At 72.2% G+C, this 17,607-nt stretch carries 12 protein-coding genes; 4 read left to right on the plus strand and 8 right to left on the minus strand.

The genetic code is table 11. The features are described from left to right. Nucleotides 1-2 precede the first annotated feature (2 nt). A complete protein-coding gene (locus ACIGAQ_RS03575; RefSeq protein ID WP_399778853.1) occupies nt 3-458 on the plus strand; it encodes a MaoC family dehydratase in 456 nt (151 codons plus the stop codon). Here ACIGAQ_RS03575 and ACIGAQ_RS03580 read toward each other — a convergent pair. From ACIGAQ_RS03580 to ACIGAQ_RS03615, 8 genes are all read right to left on the minus strand, one after another. Continuing rightward, nucleotides 449-1,276: a PaaX family transcriptional regulator C-terminal domain-containing protein gene (locus tag ACIGAQ_RS03580; protein WP_311681104.1), complete on the minus strand. Its 828-nt coding sequence runs from the start codon at nt 1,274-1,276 to the stop codon at nt 449-451. The genes ACIGAQ_RS03575 and ACIGAQ_RS03580 overlap by 10 nt on opposite strands. A gap of 25 nt (nt 1,277-1,301) precedes the next feature. After that, nucleotides 1,302-3,035: a PHP domain-containing protein gene (locus ACIGAQ_RS03585; RefSeq protein WP_399778855.1), complete on the minus strand. Its 1,734-nt coding sequence runs from the start codon at nt 3,033-3,035 to the stop codon at nt 1,302-1,304. Nucleotides 3,036-3,051: 16 nt separating this feature from the next. Next, nucleotides 3,052-4,878, minus strand: coding sequence for a LamG-like jellyroll fold domain-containing protein (locus ACIGAQ_RS03590; protein ID WP_399778857.1), 1,827 nt, complete (start codon nt 4,876-4,878; stop codon nt 3,052-3,054). 63 nt (nt 4,879-4,941) lie between these two features. Further along, entirely contained in the window at nt 4,942-7,866 is a 2,925-nt protein-coding gene (locus ACIGAQ_RS03595) for a glycoside hydrolase family 2 TIM barrel-domain containing protein (protein WP_399778859.1), read from the minus strand. Further along, complete coding sequence (locus ACIGAQ_RS03600) at nt 7,863-8,702, minus strand: carbohydrate ABC transporter permease (protein ID WP_399778861.1); 840 nt, start codon at nt 8,700-8,702, stop codon at nt 7,863-7,865. The genes ACIGAQ_RS03595 and ACIGAQ_RS03600 overlap by 4 nt, the downstream gene beginning before the upstream one ends. 15 nt (nt 8,703-8,717) lie before the next feature. Beyond that, complete coding sequence (locus tag ACIGAQ_RS03605; RefSeq protein WP_311681110.1) at nt 8,718-9,680, minus strand: sugar ABC transporter permease; 963 nt, start codon at nt 9,678-9,680, stop codon at nt 8,718-8,720. After that, nucleotides 9,680-10,966 carry an ABC transporter substrate-binding protein gene (locus tag ACIGAQ_RS03610; protein ID WP_399778863.1) on the minus strand — a complete coding sequence of 429 codons (1,287 nt, stop codon included), beginning with the start codon at nt 10,964-10,966 and terminating at the stop codon, nt 9,680-9,682. The genes ACIGAQ_RS03605 and ACIGAQ_RS03610 overlap by 1 nt, the downstream gene beginning before the upstream one ends. Nucleotides 10,967-11,049: 83 nt before the next feature. Next, on the minus strand, nt 11,050-12,069 hold the full coding sequence (locus ACIGAQ_RS03615; RefSeq protein ID WP_399778865.1) for a carbohydrate kinase family protein: 1,020 nt from the start codon (nt 12,067-12,069) through the stop codon (nt 11,050-11,052). 148 nt (nt 12,070-12,217) lie between these two features. Here ACIGAQ_RS03615 and ACIGAQ_RS03620 point away from each other — a divergent pair, with 148 nt between their 5' ends. From ACIGAQ_RS03620 to ACIGAQ_RS03630, 3 genes are all read left to right on the plus strand, one after another. Further along, nucleotides 12,218-12,982, plus strand: coding sequence for a DeoR/GlpR family DNA-binding transcription regulator (locus ACIGAQ_RS03620; protein ID WP_311681114.1), 765 nt, complete (start codon nt 12,218-12,220; stop codon nt 12,980-12,982). Between the two features lie 184 nt (nt 12,983-13,166). After that, a complete protein-coding gene (locus tag ACIGAQ_RS03625; protein ID WP_399778867.1) occupies nt 13,167-14,504 on the plus strand; it encodes a 6-phospho-beta-glucosidase in 1,338 nt (445 codons plus the stop codon). A gap of 56 nt (nt 14,505-14,560) precedes the next feature. After that, entirely contained in the window at nt 14,561-17,602 is a 3,042-nt protein-coding gene (locus ACIGAQ_RS03630; RefSeq protein ID WP_399778869.1) for an alpha-mannosidase, read from the plus strand. The last annotated feature ends 5 nt before the right edge of the window (nt 17,603-17,607 follow it).

Here is a 17,607-nt window from a genome sequence, read left to right on the forward strand (position 1 = left end):
GCATGAGCATCACCGTCAACGGTCTCGGCGAACTGAGGAAGCTCGCCGGCGGCGACCTCGGCACCAGCGAGTGGATCGAGGTCACGCAGGAGCGCATCGACACCTTCGCCGACGCCACGGGCGACCACCAGTGGATCCACGTGGACCCCGTGCGCGCCGAGGAGGGCCCCTTCGGCGCCCCCATCGCGCACGGTTACCTCACGCTCTCCCTGTTCATCCCGCTCTTCACCGAGCTGCTGGACGTCCACGGCGTGACGACCAAGGTCAACTACGGTCTGAACAAGGTGCGTTTCCCGGCCCCCGTGAGGGTGGGCTCCCGCATCCGCCTGACGGCGCGGCTCGCCGAGGTCGAGGACGTGCCGGGCGGTGTGCAGATCACGGTCGAGGGAACCATCGAGATCGAGGGCGGCGGCAAGCCGGCGGCGGTGCTGCAGAGCCTGTCCCGGTTCTACGCCTGAGGCCGCACCGGCACCAGGTCGAGAAGGCGCTCGGAGGCCGCGCGGGCGAGGGGCGACAGCCGTTCGTGCACGGTCCGGAACGTCTTCTCGGCCTGCTCCGCCGGCCAGTCGTCCGGCAGGTGCTTCACGGGCAGCCGCGGGTCCCGCCGGACGATCCGCAGCCACTCCGTCTGCAGGCGCAGGCGCAGCACCAGCGCGTCGTCGGCGTCCGGCAGGTCGTCCTCCCAGGGCTTCCAGCGCCGCACGAACCCCTCGTAGCCCGCGGCCAGGTCCGACAGCTCCCAGGTGTCCTCGATCATCCGGCCGATGTCCATCCCGGCGTCCGCGTGCGCCCGGAAGATCTTCACGTGGGCGGACAGGCCGAGTTCGGCCACCAGCGCCGACACGTCGATCTCGCCCGGCGCGATCCACAGGCCGTTGAACAGCGGACCGAAGCCGCTCCAGGTCAGCCGGGAGCGCAGGTCGTGGCGCTGACGCTGCCAGGACTCGGGCAGCGAGAAGCCGAGCAGCGTCCAGGTGCCGTCCCAGTGCCGGTTGACCGCGCCCGTCTGCCAGATGCGCCGCTCGCCGTCGCGCAGCACCGCCTCCGCGCGCTCGGTCAGCCCGAAGTACATCCGGCGGCCCTCGCGCTGGCGGCGCAGCAGGTCCCGGCCGGCCATGCGGGTCAGCGTGGAACGCGTGGCCTGCTCACCGATGCCGGCCCGGGCGAACACGTCGATGACGCTGCCCGAGTACACGCACACGTCACGGCCGAGCACCTGGTCGCCCAGGAACGTCAGCATGAGGGACTGGGGCCGCAGCGCCTCTTCACCGGTCACGCGGCCCACCGTACCTCCGCCCCGATCAGTCCGTGACCTGCCCGTACGCCGGGGAGGAACCCGCCACGTCGACGAAGACGGGGTTCGAGTAGAACCACGTGTCCGCCCACGGGTCGCCGTCCCCGGGGGCGTGCGGCACCGGGCCGTGCGGGTCGACCGCGGCGCCCAGGTAGCCGGTGCCGTGCCGGTTGCCGTCGCTGCCGCGCAGCCGGACGTAGAACGACTCGGCGCCCGCGGTCAGCGGGACGCGCAGGGTGTAGGTGCCGGTGCGGCCGGAGACGTCGACCGTCCGGACGACCCGGGTGTCGGGGGCCTGCCAGCTGTCGCGGTCGGCTGCCGGGCCGCGCACCGCGCCGCGGATGACGTCGACGTGCGCCAACTCGGGCAGGATGTCCCGCGGGTTGGGCCGGGAGGCGGTCGTCACGGTGATGTGCAGGGTCAGCCGCTCGCCCGCCCGTACGCGCAGCCGGCCGCCGAGCGTCACGCCCCGGCCCCCGTCGCGGTCCCGCTTCAGCCGGACCTCCAGCCCGTCGAGCAGGTGCCCGTGGTCCAGCCAGACCCGGCCCGCGCGCAGCCCGGCCATGACCGCCCGGTAGCCGATGGGGGCACCGCCCACACCGTTCAGGTAGTGGGGGAGGGTGACGCCCACGTGGGTGCGGCTGAACTGGCCGGGCCAGAAGTCGCTGCCGGGCTGCGGGGTGGTGGTGTTCACCGGGTCGGGCAGCCTGCCGGTGGTGTCGAAGGTCTGCCCCGGCTGCCAGTCGCCGTTCTTCCACGTGTCGAAGACGACCCGGTGGGCGTCGGAGTTGGTGGTGACCGAGAACAGCCGGCCCTCGGCGAGCATCGAGTCCCACAGGCCACCGACGGTCGCGGTCGCCCAGTCGAAGCCGCCGTAGGTGAGGTAGGCGTCCTCCGGGTAGCCGGGCCAGGACTGCGCCGAGGGCTTGTTCTCGTACTCGCCGCGGATCGAGTTCGCCCCGCGCCAGCCGGGGATGGCCGCGCCCTGGGCGCCGGGCGCGCCCTCCATGCCGATCACGATCCCGGGCGCGGCGTCCCGCCAGTTGCGCAGCTCGTGCGGGGAGTCGATGCCCAGGCGCATGGGGTGGTTGGCCAGCACCAGCACGTCGTCGACCCGGCCCGAACGGCGTTGCGCGTCCAGCCACTTGAGCGCCTTGACGGCGTGCGCCTCGTTGCGGGCGGTGTCCGCGTCGGCGGGGCCGCCCTTGTCGTAGCCGAGGAGCTTGCCGTCCCAGGCGCGCTCGAAGCGGGTGAGCAGATCCACCTCGTGCCGGCCGGGTGCGGCGAAGACCGTGCAGTGCTCGGCGGCGGGGATGTACCACTCCAGGCCCTGGAAGATCAGCTGCCGTGGGTTGTCGGCACGCGCCTTCAGGATCTCCCGGTGCTCCAGGGCGGCGCCGAGGTCGGCGTGCCCGACGTTCGCGTGCTCGGTGAACACCATCCAGTCCAGGCCGTACCGCGCGCCCGCGGCGGCCAGTTGGGAGAACGTGTACTTGGCGTCATGGCTGTAGACGCTGTGCACGTGGTGGTCGCCGACGAGGTAGGCCAGGCGGGGATCCTCGCCGCCCGGCCGCCGGGCGGCGCCCGCCGCGTGGGCGGGGACGGCCGCCGAGCCCAGGGCGAAGGCGGCGCCGAACAGGCCCGCCCGGCGCAGGAGCCCGCGGCGGGAGACGCCCTGCGGATCGAGATCGGCGGGGGACACGGACGGGTCGGCCCAGGCGGGCAGTTGCTGCTCGGACATGACGGATCCCCGGGAGTCAGTGGTTCATGAAGGAGGTGACGGGCAGCGCCCGGGCGACGATCCGGACGTCGCCGAGCCGGCCGTGCAGGATCTGGTCGATCCTCCCGCCGTACTCGTAGCCGCCGAGCAGCCACGGCAGGCCGACGGAGGTGATGCCGGCCGCGGACGCCCTGGGGTTGCGCACCACCGGGCAGCCCTCGACGTACAGGGTGGTGTGCCGGCCGTCGTTGACGACCGCGAGGTGCCACCAGGTCTCCACCGGGGTCTCCTGGCCCCAGTTGGTGGCGATGCCCTGCTGGTCGAGCGGGCGCATCGCCCACTGCGGTTCACGGTCGTCGGACAGCGACAGCGTGGCGAGCGGCTCGTCGGGGTCGTCGGCGGTCTTGCCGGCGGCGCCGCCCGTGCCCGTGCGGGAGATCAGGCCGGACCACGCGTGGTGGTCGGGGTCCCAGTCGGCGGGCAGACGGTAGAACGCCTCGATGGTGTAGCCGTCCCGGAACCTGGCCCGGTTGAGCGGGGCCCCGTCGACCGTGCGCAGGTAGGCGCCCCTCAGCGGCGACTTGAAGCCCCGGAACTCCAGGCTGCCGTGGCCCGGCTGGTCCGGGTGGTGGTCGGCGGACCAGCCCAGCGTGCCGCCGCCGACCGTGACGAGGGACAGGTCGTTGCCACGACCGGACAGGTCACGGACCGTCTCCCCGGCCGGCTCCTCGAAGCGCCAGTACGCCACCGTGCCCGGCACCAGCATCTTCGGCACCGGCCGGGCCGGGCGCGCGGGCACGGGCGCGAAACCGGAGAAGCGCTCCTCGAAGTCGATCCCGACGGAGAACCGGTCCGCGTCGCCGCTCAGCTCCATCTCCTGCCGCTCCAGTTCGTTGAGCCCCTGCGCGGCGCGGCCCAGGATCCACGGCGAGACCGTCTCGACGTCGATGACGTTCCGGTCCAGGTCGAAGCGGTAGAGGCGGATCATCGCCGCGCCGCCGAAGTAGCGGTTCTGGTAGTTCGTCAGGTGGAGGTGGACGTCGTGCCCGGCCGCGTTCCGGCGCGTGGCGCGGGCGGCGGGCCAGTAGTGCCCGTTGAGGGTGAGGAAGATCTGGTCGTGGTCCTCGATCAGCCGGTCCCACAGCTGCTGCCCGTGGCCGGACAACGTGTCGTCCCCGGCGACCAGTTCGTGCGTCGTCAGGATCACGGGCGTCCTCGGGTGCCGCGCCAGGACGTCCTCCGCCCACGCGTACCCCTGCGGCGACAACCGCCAGTCGAGGGCGAGGACGAGCCACTCCCGGCCGCCGGCGGTGAACCGGTGGAAGGTGTTGTAGCCGTCGGGGGAGGCACCGCCGAAGGTCCGCCGCCCCTCGAACCGCCGTGGCCCGAAGACGTCCAGGTACGGCGTCGCACCGCGCTGGTCGGTCGTCGACGCGCGCACGTCGTGGTTGCCCGCCAGGACGCTGTAGCCGACGCCCCGCCGGTCCAGCAGCCGGAACGCCTCACCGATCGCGGCGCACTCCTCCTGAGTGCCGTTCTGGGTGAGGTCACCCAGGTGTGACAGGAAGACGATGTTCTCCTCCTCGCCGTGCTCCAGCAGCCAGCGCAGCGAGGCCTCGACCGGAGCCCTGTCGATGCTCGGCCCGTCGAAGAGGTACTGGGTGTCCGGCATCACGGCGAGCGTGAAGCGGCGGCTGTCCGGGTCGGGGCGCCGACGCGGTGCCGCCGCCTCGGCGGTGCCGGCGGGCAGGGCGCCCACCGCGGCCGCGGTGGCGCCGAGCAGCGCGGTCGCCCGCAGGAAGCCGCGTCTGCCGGCGCCGGCCCGGGACGTCTCGCCCGGGTCGTGGTCATGCGAAATGCACACGGGTGCTCCAGTGAGGACGGGGGAGACGACGGTGAGAAGGGGAAGGGAGGGGCGGGGAGGAACTCAGAGGACGCGCAGCGTCCAGCTCCAGCGGTGGACCCCGGCCGGGACGAGGTAGGAGGCGAAGGTGTCGGGCCCGCACGAGGCCGTGCCCAGTCCGCGGTGCGCCGCGTCGATGTGCACCACGCAGCCCGGCCGCGGCACCAGTTCGTCGTGGTGCGTCACGGCGGCGAGATCGGCCGCGCGGTGCCGCGTCACCGAGACCTGCCGGGGCCGGTCCAGCCGTACCGTGAGGCCGGTGGCGTCCGGCGCGGAGAGCGTGAAGCGCCGCACACCGTGCCGCCCGCCGCTCTCCTGCGGCCGCAGGTACGGCGTGAACAGCTCGTCCACCGGCAGCGCGTGGTGACCGACGGGCGCGCCCGCGGCCCGGTCCGGGTACGACTCCCAGGGGCCCTGCCCGAACCACTCCCACAGGGTCAGCCCCGGGACCGTCTCGAACACCGACCCGACGCGGGCCACGTCGTACAGGGTCTCGGGCAGTTCGGCGCACTCCTCGACGAGCAGCCCCTCCTCGACCGCCGTGACCACCTGTTCGTGCCGGACGGTCCCGCCCGCGCAGAGGAGGTCGGCGACCACCGTCACCCGGCCCGGGTCACGCCGTACGGACACCACCTTGCGGGTGGGCCGGTCCAGCCCCCAGTCCCGCCAGCGGCCCGCCATGCCGCCCAGTTCGTCGTTGTCGGTGGGCGCCCGCCACAGGGACAGCGCCGGCGCCGCCGTCAGCAGCGGATGGACCAGCAGTCCGTCCTCGTCGACGTCGACCGGGCGGTTCGCGGCCGGAGCGCGCACCACGGGTGACGCCGCCCGCAGCCGCACCTGCGGCAGGCACACGACCGTGCCGCGCGGCGCCCACGGCTCGTCGCCGGCCGTCGTGACCCGCAGCGTCAGCCACGCCTCGCCGCCGTCCTCCGGCAGCGTGAAGGGCAGCGGCACCGCGGCCGTCTCACCCGGCCGCAGATCGGGCAGCTCGGCGGGGGCCGTCAGGGTGGGGCCGTCGGCGAGGGACAGCTCCCACTCGCCGGCCAGCCAGTCCAGGCCCCGGAAGTGCTGGTGGTTGCTCAGCACGACGCCCTCGTGCCGGAAGCTCGCGATGCGCACCGGCGCGGCGAGCTCCCGGTGCTCGTACAGCACGGGCTTGGGGGTGCGGTCGGGGAAGACGACCCCGTCGGCGATGAAGGCGCCGTCGTGGTCCGTCTCCCCGAAGTCGCCGCCGTACGCCCAGCGGTATCCGGGCGCGGCGACACCGTTGCCGTAGAGCCCGGCGCCCCCACGCCCGGCCGGTCTGCCGTCGTTCACACGCTGGAGGATGCCGTGGTCCCAGAACTCCCAGATGAACCCGCCCTGAAGACCCGGGGTGGCCTCGATGGCCGCCCAATGGTCCGCCAGCGTGCCGTTGCTGTTGCCCATGGCGTGCGAGTACTCGCACTGGATGAGCGGCTTGGTCTGCGTCCCCGACATGGCGTGCGCGAGGCACTCCTGCAGCGGCGCGTACATCGGGCAGGCGATGTCGGAGGCCACGTCCGGGTCGGCCCAGCCGAGCCTGGCCGCGCCCTCGTACTGCACCGGCCGGGTCGGGTCGTGCCGGCGCACCCAGCCCGCGGCCGCGTCGTGGTGGGCGCCGTAGTCGGACTCGTTGCCCAGCGACCAGACGATGACGCACGGGTGGTTCTTGTCCCGCAGCACCATCCGCGCGGCCCGGTCGACGAACGCGGCCAGGTAGCGCGGGTCGTCGGCGATCTCGTGCGCGTGGTCGTGGGACTCGATGTCGGCCTCGTCGACCACGTAGAAGCCGAGTTCGTCGGCCAGGTCGTACAGGGCCGGGTCGTTCGGGTAGTGCGCGGTGCGGATCGCGTTGAAGCCGAACCGCTTCAGCAGGACGAGGTCGGCGCGCAGGTCCGCGTGCGACACCGTCCGGCCGGTCAGCGGGTGGAAGTCGTGCCGGTTCACGCCCCGGATGAACACCCGCTCGCCGTTGACCAGCAGGTCCCGGCCGGAGATCTCGACGTCCCGGAAGCCCACCCGGTGCCGGGAGGTGTCGGCGACGGTGCCGTCGGCGCGGTGGAGGCGGACGGTCAGCCCGTACAGCTCGGGCGTCTCGGCGTTCCAGGTCCGCACGTCCGGCACGGTGGTGCGCAGCCGCGCCTCGCCGAGGAAGGCGGAGACCCGCTCGTCCTCGGCGTTGGCCCGGTCGAACTCCGCGTCCTGCGTGAGCGGGTGCCCGTCCAGCTCCCCGCTGACGTACCAGCCCCCGGGCAGCGCCCCGCCCGCGTCCCGCACCCGGCAGTCCACCCGCAGGTCTCCGTCCCGCCGGGCCCGCACGGTCACGTCCGCCAGGTGCAGCGGGTCCGTCGCGTACAGCAGCACCGGGCGGGTGATCCCGCCGTGCCACCACTGGTCCTGGTCCTCCAGGTGCGAGGCGTCGGACCATTTGACGACGGTCAGGCGCAGCACGGTCCGCTCCCCGGGGCGCACCAGCTCCGTCAGGTCGAACTCGGCGGCCAGGTGGGAGTCCTTGGAGATCCCCGCCGGGCGCCCGTCCACGTGCACCAGCAGCACGCTCTCGGCGGCCCCGACCTGGAGCACGATCCGCCGGCCCGCCCACGCGGCCGGCACCTCGACGTCACGCTCGTACACCCCGGTCGGGTTGTCGGCCGGCACGTCCGGCGGGAACTCGGCGAACGGCATGCGGACGTTGAGGTATCGCGGGAGGTCGTCCGTGTCCTGCAGTGTCCACACACCCGGGACGTACGACGAGGACCAGACCTCCCCGAGCGGGGCGCCGGGCGCGGGCAGCAGCTGGAAGCGCCAGTCGCCGTCCAGACGGACGGCACCGGCACGCCGGTCCACCGCGTTCATCGGCAGCCGCCGCCAGGAGGTCACCTCGGGTGCGTGCCAGGGGCGCAGGGCGAGCAGGGGATCGCTCGTCATCCGCGCACGGCTCCCTTCGCGAGGTCCCCGATGATCTGCCGCGCGCCGATGGCGAAGACGATCAGCAGGGGGACGAGCGCGAGCAGCGCGCCGGTCATCACCATGCCGTAGTCGGTCGTGCCGTGGGTGCCGTTGAGCTGGGAGAGCGCGACCTGCAAGGTCACGTTGTCCGGGTCGGTGAGCGCGATCAGCGGCCAGGCGTAGTCGTTCCACTGGCCCATGAACGTGAAGATGCCGAGGAAGGCCAGGCCCGGCCGGACCACCGGCAGCGCCACGTGCCAGTACTGGCGCAGGAACCCGGCCCCGTCGAGCCGGGAGGAGTCGATCAGTTCGTCGTGGACGGCGCTCTTCATGTACTGGCGCATCCAGAAGATGCCGAACGCGTTGGCCGCCGCCGGCACGATCAGTGAGGTCATCGACCCGATCCAGCCCAGCTTCGCCATGATCACGAACTGTGGGATGGCCTGCAGCTGCATCGGCACCATGAAGATGAGCATCAGCAGGGCGAACAGCACGCGCTTGCCGGGAAAGGCGAACTTGGCGAAGACGAACGCCGCGAGCGAGTCGAAGAAGAGCACCAGCGCCGTCACGGACACGGCGACGAGCAGCGAGTTGAACATCGAGCCGAAGAAGTCGATGGTGTCGAACAGGTTGCGCACGTTCTCCAGGAAGTGCGAGCCCGGCAGCAGCTTCGGCGGGTAGGAGAAGATCTCGGTCGACGTGTGCGTCGACATGACGACGGCCCAGTAGAACGGGAAGGCCGACAGCAGCAGGCCGGCCACGAGGACCGTGTGCAGTGCGACGCCCCGGCCGCGGTGACCCTTGATGGATGCCATGGTGATCGGGCCTTCCTAGTCTTCGCCCCGGCGCTGCACCAGGCGCCAGTTGATGATCGAGAAGAGGACGACGACGAGGAAGATGCCCCAGGCCACGGCGGCGCCGTAACCGAAGTCGTTGTTGTCGAACGTCTGCTGGAAGAAGTAGAGGACCATCGTCCGCCCGGCGTGGTCGGGACCGCCGGAGAACGTGGACTCGTTCGCCGTGGTCTGCAGCAGGACCTGCGGTTCGGCGAAGCTCTGCAGCCCGGTGACCGTCGAGACGACGAGCACGAACAGCAGCGTCGGGCGCAGCAGCGGCAGCGTCACCCGGACGAACGTCTGCACCGGACCCGCGCCGTCGATCCGGGCCGCCTCGTACAGGTCGCTCGGGATCGTCTGCAGCCCCGCGAGGAAGATGATCGCGTTGTAGCCGGTCCACTGCCAGGTCATCAGCGTCGCGATGGCGACCTTGATGCCCCACGGCGTGTTCAGCCAGGCCACCTGGTCGAGGCCGACGGCCTGCAACAGGGCGTTCATCAGGCCGAAGTTCGTGGAGAACACCGAGCCGAAGATGATCGCGACGGCGACGATCGAGGTGACGTTGGGGAGGAAGTAGGCGAAGCGGTAGACGTTCTTGAAGCGCACGGCGGAGTTGAGCATCACGGCCGTCACCATCGCCAGGAAGATCATGGGGAAGGTGGCCAGCGCCCAGATGATCAGCGTGTTGCCGATGGAGCTCCAGAAGTCGCTGTCGCCGAGCAGGTAGCGGAACTGTGCCAGGCCCGCCCACTCCATCGAGCCGAGGCCGTCCCAGCGGTGGAAGGACAGGTAGAGCGAGAAGCCGACGGGGATCAGACCGAAGCAGAGGAAGAGGAGGTAGAACGGGGAGATCGCGGCGTAGAGCCGCCAGTGGCTCAGGACGCCCTTCTTCCGGTGGACCACCGGCGCCGGGGCCGTGACCGCCGGGGGCTTGTCGAGCGCGGGAACGGTGGCCATCAGTACGTCACCCCCAGGTGGTCCGCGATACGCCGGCACTTGCTCATGGCGTCCCTCCAGGCCTGCGCCGGGTCCTTGCCGAGGACGCCGACGTTCTTGATCTCGTCGCGGACGGGCTGCCCGAGCGCGATGTCGTAGGGGCTGTTGTAGGCCACCGGGATCTTCTCGGCCGCCGGGCCGTAGACGTCCATGGTGATCTGGCCGCCGAAGAACGGATCCGGCTCCCGCAGCTTCCTCATCGCGTACGAGGCCGGGGTCGACGGGAAGAGCCCCGCGTCGACGAAGCCCTGCGCCTGGTTGTCCGCGTCGAGGATCCAGGTGATGATCTCGAAGGCCCGCTCGGGTTCCCGGCACGCCTTGGTGATCGCCAGGAACGAGCCGCCCACGTTGGAGGGGCCGCCCGGGCAGTCGGCCACCCGCCACCTGCCCTTGGTCTTCGGCAGGCCGAGCTTGAGGTCGCCGGCGGCCCAGGAGGCGTTGAGCTGGCTCGGCAGCAGCCCTCGCTCGGCGGCCGAGTTCCAGTCCGGGGTGCCGCTGACGATGTCCGACACGAGCCCGCGCCGCTTGGCCTCGACGGCACGGTCCCAGCAGGCGCGGACGTGCTCGCCGGCACCGATGAAGTGCCGGTCCTTGTCGACGAACCGGGTGGTGCCCTGCCCGAGCGACATCTCGAAGACGCTGCCGACGTCGGTGAGCAGGAACGACCCCGGGACCCGCTTCTTCAGCCGCTCCCCGGCGGCGAAGAACTTCTCCCACGTGTCCAGCTCCCGGGACACCTCGGCCGGCTCGTGGGGCAGCCCCGCCTTGTCGAACACGGCCGGCTGGTAGTAGTGCACGACCGGTCCCACGTCGATCGGGAAGCCGACGAGACTGCCGTCGTCCGCGACGCCCTGCTGCCACTTCCAGTCCAGATAGCGGCTCTTGAACTTCTCGGCGCCCAGCGTCCGCAGATCCACGAACTGGTCGGCGTTCGGCAGGTAGGAGGCCATGTCCTCGCCCTTGAGCCCCGCGATGTCGGGGACGTGGGCGCGGCCGGCCATGGTGGTGATCAGCTTGGAGCGGTAGTAGCCGCCGATCTGCTGGGCCTTGAGGTCGACGTCCCGGCCGAACCGGGCCCTGGCCTCCTTGACGACGGTGTCGCTGAGTCCGCCGCTCCAGTACCACAGGACCATGTTCCGGCCGGTCGAGCCGGCCGGAACGGCACAGCCGGCCGCCAGGCCGCCCAGCGCCGTGGCGGCCGTACCGGCCAGGCCCGCGCGCAGCAGGCCTCTTCGTGAGAGCCGCACAGCTCCCACCGCCTTTCGGATCTGTTCGTGTTGTCGCTTGAGAGGAGCAGGTGTGGGGGCGTGGGGGAGGGGAGGTCAGGGATTCAGTGCCGGGGTGCCGGCGGGGTGACGGGCGCGTGCCGGACCGGGGGCCCCGGGTTCCCGGGGAGCCGGTCCGCCAGGAAGCCGTACGCCCGCTTGAGCTCCGGGTCTTTGAGCGAGCGCCACCAGCGGTCGACGCCGTACCACCCGGGGGCGGCGAGCGCCCCGCCGTGGTGGCGGACCGAAAGCCCGGCGGCGAGGACCGCGAACCGCAGCCGCTGCTCCAGCGGCCAGCCGCCGAGCGAGGCCGCGACGAAGCTCGCGCCGAAGACGTCGCCGGCGCCGGTGGCGTCCAGGGCGTCGACGTGGAGGGCGGGGACCTCGGCGTACTCGCCGGTGATCTGGTCGACGGCGAGCGCGCCGTCCCGGCCGCGGGTCACCACCGCGACCGGCACCAGTTCGGCGAGGACGCCGAGCGCCGCCACCGCGCTGTCGGTCCGGGTGTAGGCCGTGGCCTCGGTCTCGTTGGGGAGGAAGGCGTGGCAGAGGGCGAGCTGGTCCAGCAGGTCCGCGGACCACTCCTGGGTGGGGTCCCAGCCGACGTCGGCGTAGACGTGGGTGCCGTTCGCCGCGGCCTTGGCGAGCCATCCGCGCGGCTCGGGCTCCAGGTGGACCAGGGCGGTGCGCGCCGGGGGCGGGTCGCCCATCAGCACGTCCTGGGAGAACGGCGGCTCCTGGCCGTGGGTGAGCAGGGCCCGGTCGCCGTCGTACGCGACGGAGACGGTGACCGGGGTGGGCCAGCCGTCCGCCGTGCGGGAGAGCGAGAGGTCGACGTTCTCCTGACCGCCGAGGACGTCCCGGCAGTAGGCGCCGTAGTAGTCGTCGCCGAACACCGTGGCCAGGGAGGTGCGCAGGCCGAAGCGGGCGGCGGCCACCGCGAGGTTCGCGATGCCGCCCGGGCCGCAGCCCATGCCGGCCGTCCAGATCTCCTCGCCCGGCGTCGGCGGCTTCTCCAGGCCCGTGAGCACGAGGTCGTAGAAGAGCAGCCCGGTCAGCAGCACATCGGGCCGGTCGTCGTCCACGGATGTGTCCTCTCGCTCGGGCTTCGACGGAGATCGTCAAAACTCTTCATTTCTGTGAGCGGAATCGTGCGCCGCTCGGCGACATTGGTCAATACCCGAGCAGAAATAAGCATGGCGATGATTGAAGATGACGAGTAATGTGCACGGCGTGCTGGCAGAACGACGACACCAACTCATCCTGCGGGCCCTGCGCTCAGGCGGCCCCGCAGCTGTGACCGACCTCTCCGAGCAACTGGGCGTGAGCCCGGCCACCATCCGGCGTGACCTGGTGAAACTGGAGGAGGACGGCCTGCTGACCCGGGTCCACGGCGGCGCCGTGGTCGAGGAGGGCGACCAGCCCTTCGCCGAGGTCGCCGAGGTGCGCGTCGCCGAGAAGGACGCCATAGCGGAGCGCGCCGCGGCGATGATCGGCGACGGCCAGTCGGTGCTGCTCGACATCGGCACCACCGCCTACCGCCTGGCCCGGCAGCTGCACGGCCGCCGCCTCACCGTCATCACCAGCAACCTCGTGGTCTACGAGGAACTCGCCGACGACGAGGGCATCGAGCTGGTCCTGCTCGGCGGCATGGTCCGCCGCGAGTACCGCTCCCTGGTCGGCTTCCTCACCGAGGACAACCTGCGCCAGCTGCACGCCGACTGGCTCTTCCTCGGCACCAGCGGCGTGCGGCCCGGCGGGCAGGTCATGGACACCACGGTCGTCGAGGTGCCGGTCAAGCGCGCCATGATCCGGGCCGGGGAGAAGGTCGTGCTGCTCGCCGACGCGGCGAAGTTCCCCGGGCACGGCATGGCGAAGGTCTGCGGCCCCGAGGACCTGGACGTGGTGGTGACGAACGAGCCGCCGGATGCGGCCACCCGGGCCTCCCTGGAGGAGGCGGGCGTCGAGGTCGTCGTGGTGGGAAGGGTCTCGACGTGAACCCCTACCCGTCCGTGGCGGAAGGGCTGCCCCGGCGGGCGGCCCGGCCCCGCGGCGCACAGCGAGGTCGCACACCCTCGACCGCCGGGCCGGAGCGGACCCGGGACGAAGCACAGCGAACGAGGCGGCACGGACCCGGTTGTGCCGGTGCGCCGCGCGCAGCCGACGGAGTCGGAGGAACCCGGTGAAACTGACGATCCTGGGCGGCGGCGGATTCCGCGTGCCGCTGGTGTACGGGGCGCTCCTGAAGGACCGCGCGGAGGGCCGGGTGACCCGAGTCGTCCTGCACGATCTGGACGCCGCACGGCTGTCGGCGGTGACCCGGGTCCTCGCCGAGCAGGCGGCCGGCGTCCCCGACGCGCCCCAGGTCTCCGCCACCACGGACCTGGACGAGGCCCTGCGCGGCACCGACTTCGTGTTCTCCGCGATCCGCGTCGGCGGCCTGGAGGGCCGGGCGAACGACGAGCGCGTGGCCCTGGCCGAGGGTGTCCTCGGCCAGGAGACGGTCGGCGCCGGCGGCATCGCCTACGGCCTGCGCACGGTCCCGGTCGCCGTCGACATCGCCCGGCGGGTGGCCCGGCTCGCGCCCGACGCCTGGGTCATCAACTTCACCAACCCCGCCGGCCTGGTCACCGAGGCCATGTCCCGCCACCTCGGCGAACGCGTCATCGGCATCTGCGACTCCCCGGTCGGCCTCGGCCGCCGCATCGCCCGCGTGCTCGGCGCGAACCCCCAGGAGGCGTGGATCGACTACGTCGGCCTCAACCACCTCGGCTGGGTGCGCGGTCTGCGCGTCGCCGGCCGGGACGAGCTGCCGCGCCTGCTCGCCGACCCCGACCTGCTCGGCTCGTTCGAGGAGGGCAAGCTCTTCGGCGCCGACTGGCTCCGGTCCCTCGGCGCGATCCCCAACGAGTACCTGCACTACTACTACTTCAACCGCGAGGCCGTCCGCGCCTACCAGCAGGCCGAGAAGACCCGCGGCGCCTTCCTGTACGACCAGCAGGCCCGTTTCTACGCCGAGATGCGCAACCCCGGCGCGTCCGCGTGGAAGGTCTGGGACGACACCCGCGCCGAGCGCGAGGCCACCTACATGGCCGAGAACCGCGAGAGTGCGGGCGCCGGCGAACGCGACGAGGACGACCTGTCCGGCGGCTACGAGAAGGTGGCCCTCGCCCTCATGCGGGCCATCGCCCGCAACGAGCGCACGACCCTGATCCTCAACGTCCGCAACCGGCACACGCTGTCCGTCCTGGACACGGACGCCGTCATCGAGGTGCCCTGCCTGGTCGACGCGGGCGGCGCCCACCCCGTCACCGTCGACCCGCTGCCCGATCACGCCACCGGCCTGGTCTGCGCGGTCAAGGCCGTGGAGCGCGAGGTGCTGGCCGCCGCCGAGTCCGGCTCCCGTGCCACGGCCGTGAAGGCCTTCGCCCTGCACCCGCTCGTCGACTCCGTGGGCGTGGCCCGGCGGCTGGTCGAGGGCTACACCCAGGTCCATCCCGGCCTCGCGTACCTTAGGTGAGCGCCGCTCGGTAAGCGCTTTCCCGCCCGCTCTTCCCGCTTCCTGGAGACACTCCCATGCACGACGAAAGCCGCCGGATCGAAGAGCGCGTGCAGCGCCTCCACGACCAGCGCATCAAGACCGCGATCTACGCGGCCACCGTCCCCTTCCAGGTCGAGGCCTGGCAGGCCCCGGGCGAACCGGTGCCCTTCGAGGAGGCGGCCGCCGCGTCCTACGAGCCGTTCGCGACGGGCACCCCGTGGGGCCCGCCCTGGGGCACCACCTGGTTCCGCATGCGCGGACAGGTGCCCGAGGCGTGGGCCGGACGGCGCGTCGAGGCGGTGATCGACCTCGGCTTCACCGGCGACTGGCCCGGCAACCAGGCCGAGGCCCTGGTCCACCGCACCGACGGCACCCCGCTCAAGGCCGTCAACCCGCTCAACCAGTACGTGGCGATCGCCCACCCCGCGCAGGGCGGCGAGACGGTCGACTACCTCGTCGAGGCCGCCTCCAACCCGGACATCCTCGCCGACAACTTCGCGAAGCCCACCCCGCTCGGCGACAAGCGCACCGCGGGCGACGCGCCCCTGTACACCTTCCGCAGCGCCGACATCGCCGTCCTGGACGAGGAGGTCTGGCACCTCGACCTCGACGTCCAGGTGCTGCGCGAGCTGATGCTGGAGCTCGGCGCGCACGACCCGCGCCGGCACGAGATCGCGCACGCGCTCGACCGGGCGATGGACCTGCTCGACCTGGACGACGTCTCCGGCTCGGCCGCCGCCGTGCGCGAGGCGCTGAAGCCGGTGCTGTCCAGGCCCGCGCACGCCAGCGCGCACACCGTCTCCGGCGTCGGCCACGCCCACATCGACTCCGCCTGGCTCTGGCCGATCCGCGAGACCAAGCGCAAGACGTCCCGCACCTTCTCCAACGTCACGTCCCTCGCCGACGAGTACGAGGATTTCATCTTCGCCTGCTCGCAGGCGCAGCAGTACGAGTGGGTGCGCGACCACTACCCCAAGGTCTGGGCCCGCATCCAGGAGGCGGTGAAGAAGGGCCAGTGGGCGCCGGTCGGCGGCATGTGGGTCGAGTCCGACGGCAACCTGCCCGGCGGCGAGGCCGTCGCCCGCCAGTTCGTGCACGGCAAGCGGTTCTTCATGGACCACTTCGGCATCGAGACCAAGGGGGTCTGGCTGCCGGACTCCTTCGGCTACAACGCGGCCTACCCGCAGATCGCCAAGCTCGCCGGCAACGAGTGGTTCCTCACCCAGAAGATCTCCTGGAACCAGACCAACACCTTCCCCCACCACACCTTCTGGTGGGAGGGCATCGACGGCACCCGCATCTTCACGCACTTCCCGCCGGTCGACACCTACAACGCCCGTTTCAGCGGCGAGGAGATGTCCCGCGCGGTCCGCAACTACCAGGAGAAGGGCGGCGCCTCCCGCTCCCTGGCCCCCTTCGGCTGGGGCGACGGCGGGGGCGGCCCCACCCGAGAGATCATGGAACGCGCCCGCCGGCTGGCAAACCTGGAGGGCTCCGCCAAGGTCGTCGTCGAACACCCCGACGACTTCTTCGCCAAGGCCCGCGCGGAGTACCCGGACGCGCCCGTGTGGGTCGGCGAGCTCTACCTGGAGCTGCACCGCGCCACCTACACCTCCCAGGCCCGCACCAAGCAGGGCAACCGCCGCTCCGAACACCTGCTGCGCGAGGCCGAGCTGTGGGCGACCACGGCCGCCCTGCACGCGCCGGGTTACGCCTACCCGTACGAGAAGCTGGACCGGCTGTGGAAGACGGTGCTGCTGCACCAGTTCCACGACATCCTGCCCGGCTCCTCCATCGCCTGGGTGCACCGCGAGGCGGAGGCCGAGTACGCGCGCGTGGCCGAGGCACTGCACGCGCTGACCGCCGAGGCGCTGGCCGCGCTCGGCGCCGGCGGACCGCGCGTGTTCAACGCCGGCCCCTGCGACCGGGCCGAAGTGATCCGCACCGCCGACGGCGCACCGGTGTACGTGCAAGTGCCCGCGAACGGCTCAGCGCCCCTCGGCGACGCCCGGCCCCCGCACCCCGTGACGGTGGACGGCCGGACCCTCGCCAACGGACTGGTCCGCGTCGAGGTCGCCGAGGACGGCACCCTGGCGTCGGTGTACGACCTGCGCGCCGGCCGCGAGGTGCTGGCCGAGCCGGGCAACCTGCTGCGCCTGCACACCGACCTGCCCAACTACTGGGACGCCTGGGACATCGACAAGCACTACAAGAACCGCTACACGGACCTCCTCGACGCCTCCTCCGTCACCGTCGTCGAACAGGACCCGCTCCTCGGCGCCATCCGCGTCGAGCGGGACTTCGGCAAGGGTTCGAGGATCACCCAGACGATCACCCTCCGCGCCGGCAGCCCCCGCATCGACATCGAGACGGACATCGACTGGCACGAGACGGAGAAGATCCTCAAGGCGGCCTTCCCGGTCGACATCCGCGCCGCGCACTCCTCCGCCGAGATCCAGTTCGGCCACGTCCAGCGCCCCACCCACACCAACACCAGCTGGGAGGCGGCCCGCTTCGAGGTCTCCGGCCACCGCTGGGTGCACATCGGCGAACCCGGCTACGGGGTCGCCGTCATCAACGACTCCACCTACGGCCACGACGTCTCCCGCACGGTCCGCGAGGACGGCGGCACCACGACCACCGTCCGCCTCAGTCTGGTCCGCGCCCCGCGCATCCCGGACCCCGAGGCCGACCAGGGCCGCCACCGCTTCACCTACGCGCTGCTGCCCGGCGCCCGCATCGAGGACGCCGTCGCCGAGGGCTACGCCCTCAACCTCCCGCTCCGGGTGGCCGACGCGGCCGGCGCCCCGCGGCCCGTCGTCTCCGTCGAGGGCGAGGGCGTCACCGTGGAGGCCGTCAAGCTCGCCGACGACACCTCCGGCGACGTCGTCGTCCGGCTCTACGAGTCCCGCGGCGGCCGCGCCACCGGCGTCCTGCGCACCGGGTTCCCGCCGGCCGGCGCGCAGATCACCGACCTGCTGGAGCGCCCGCTTCAGGACGCGGACCTCACCGGCGACGGTGTCGCCGTCGCGCTGCGGCCGTTCCAGATCCTCACGCTCCGTCTGCGCAGGGGCTGATCGGT

The organism is Streptomyces sp. NPDC085932 (genome assembly GCF_044540525.1).
Taxonomy (GTDB): domain Bacteria; phylum Actinomycetota; class Actinomycetes; order Streptomycetales; family Streptomycetaceae; genus Streptomyces; species Streptomyces levis.

What these genes read in the sequence shown, in the direction of transcription:
- ACIGAQ_RS03575 (WP_399778853.1), top strand. Translation starts at nt 3, where the DNA reads ATGAGCATCACCGTCAACGGTCTCGGCGAACTGAGGAAGCTCGCCGGC.
- ACIGAQ_RS03585 (WP_399778855.1), bottom strand. Translation starts at nt 3,035, where the DNA reads ATGTCCGAGCAGCAACTGCCCGCCTGGGCCGACCCGTCCGTGTCCCCC.
- ACIGAQ_RS03595 (WP_399778859.1), bottom strand. Translation starts at nt 7,866, where the DNA reads ATGACGAGCGATCCCCTGCTCGCCCTGCGCCCCTGGCACGCACCCGAG.
- ACIGAQ_RS03600 (WP_399778861.1), bottom strand. Translation starts at nt 8,702, where the DNA reads ATGGCATCCATCAAGGGTCACCGCGGCCGGGGCGTCGCACTGCACACG.
- ACIGAQ_RS03605 (WP_311681110.1), bottom strand. Translation starts at nt 9,680, where the DNA reads ATGGCCACCGTTCCCGCGCTCGACAAGCCCCCGGCGGTCACGGCCCCG.
- ACIGAQ_RS03630 (WP_399778869.1), top strand. Translation starts at nt 14,561, where the DNA reads ATGCACGACGAAAGCCGCCGGATCGAAGAGCGCGTGCAGCGCCTCCAC.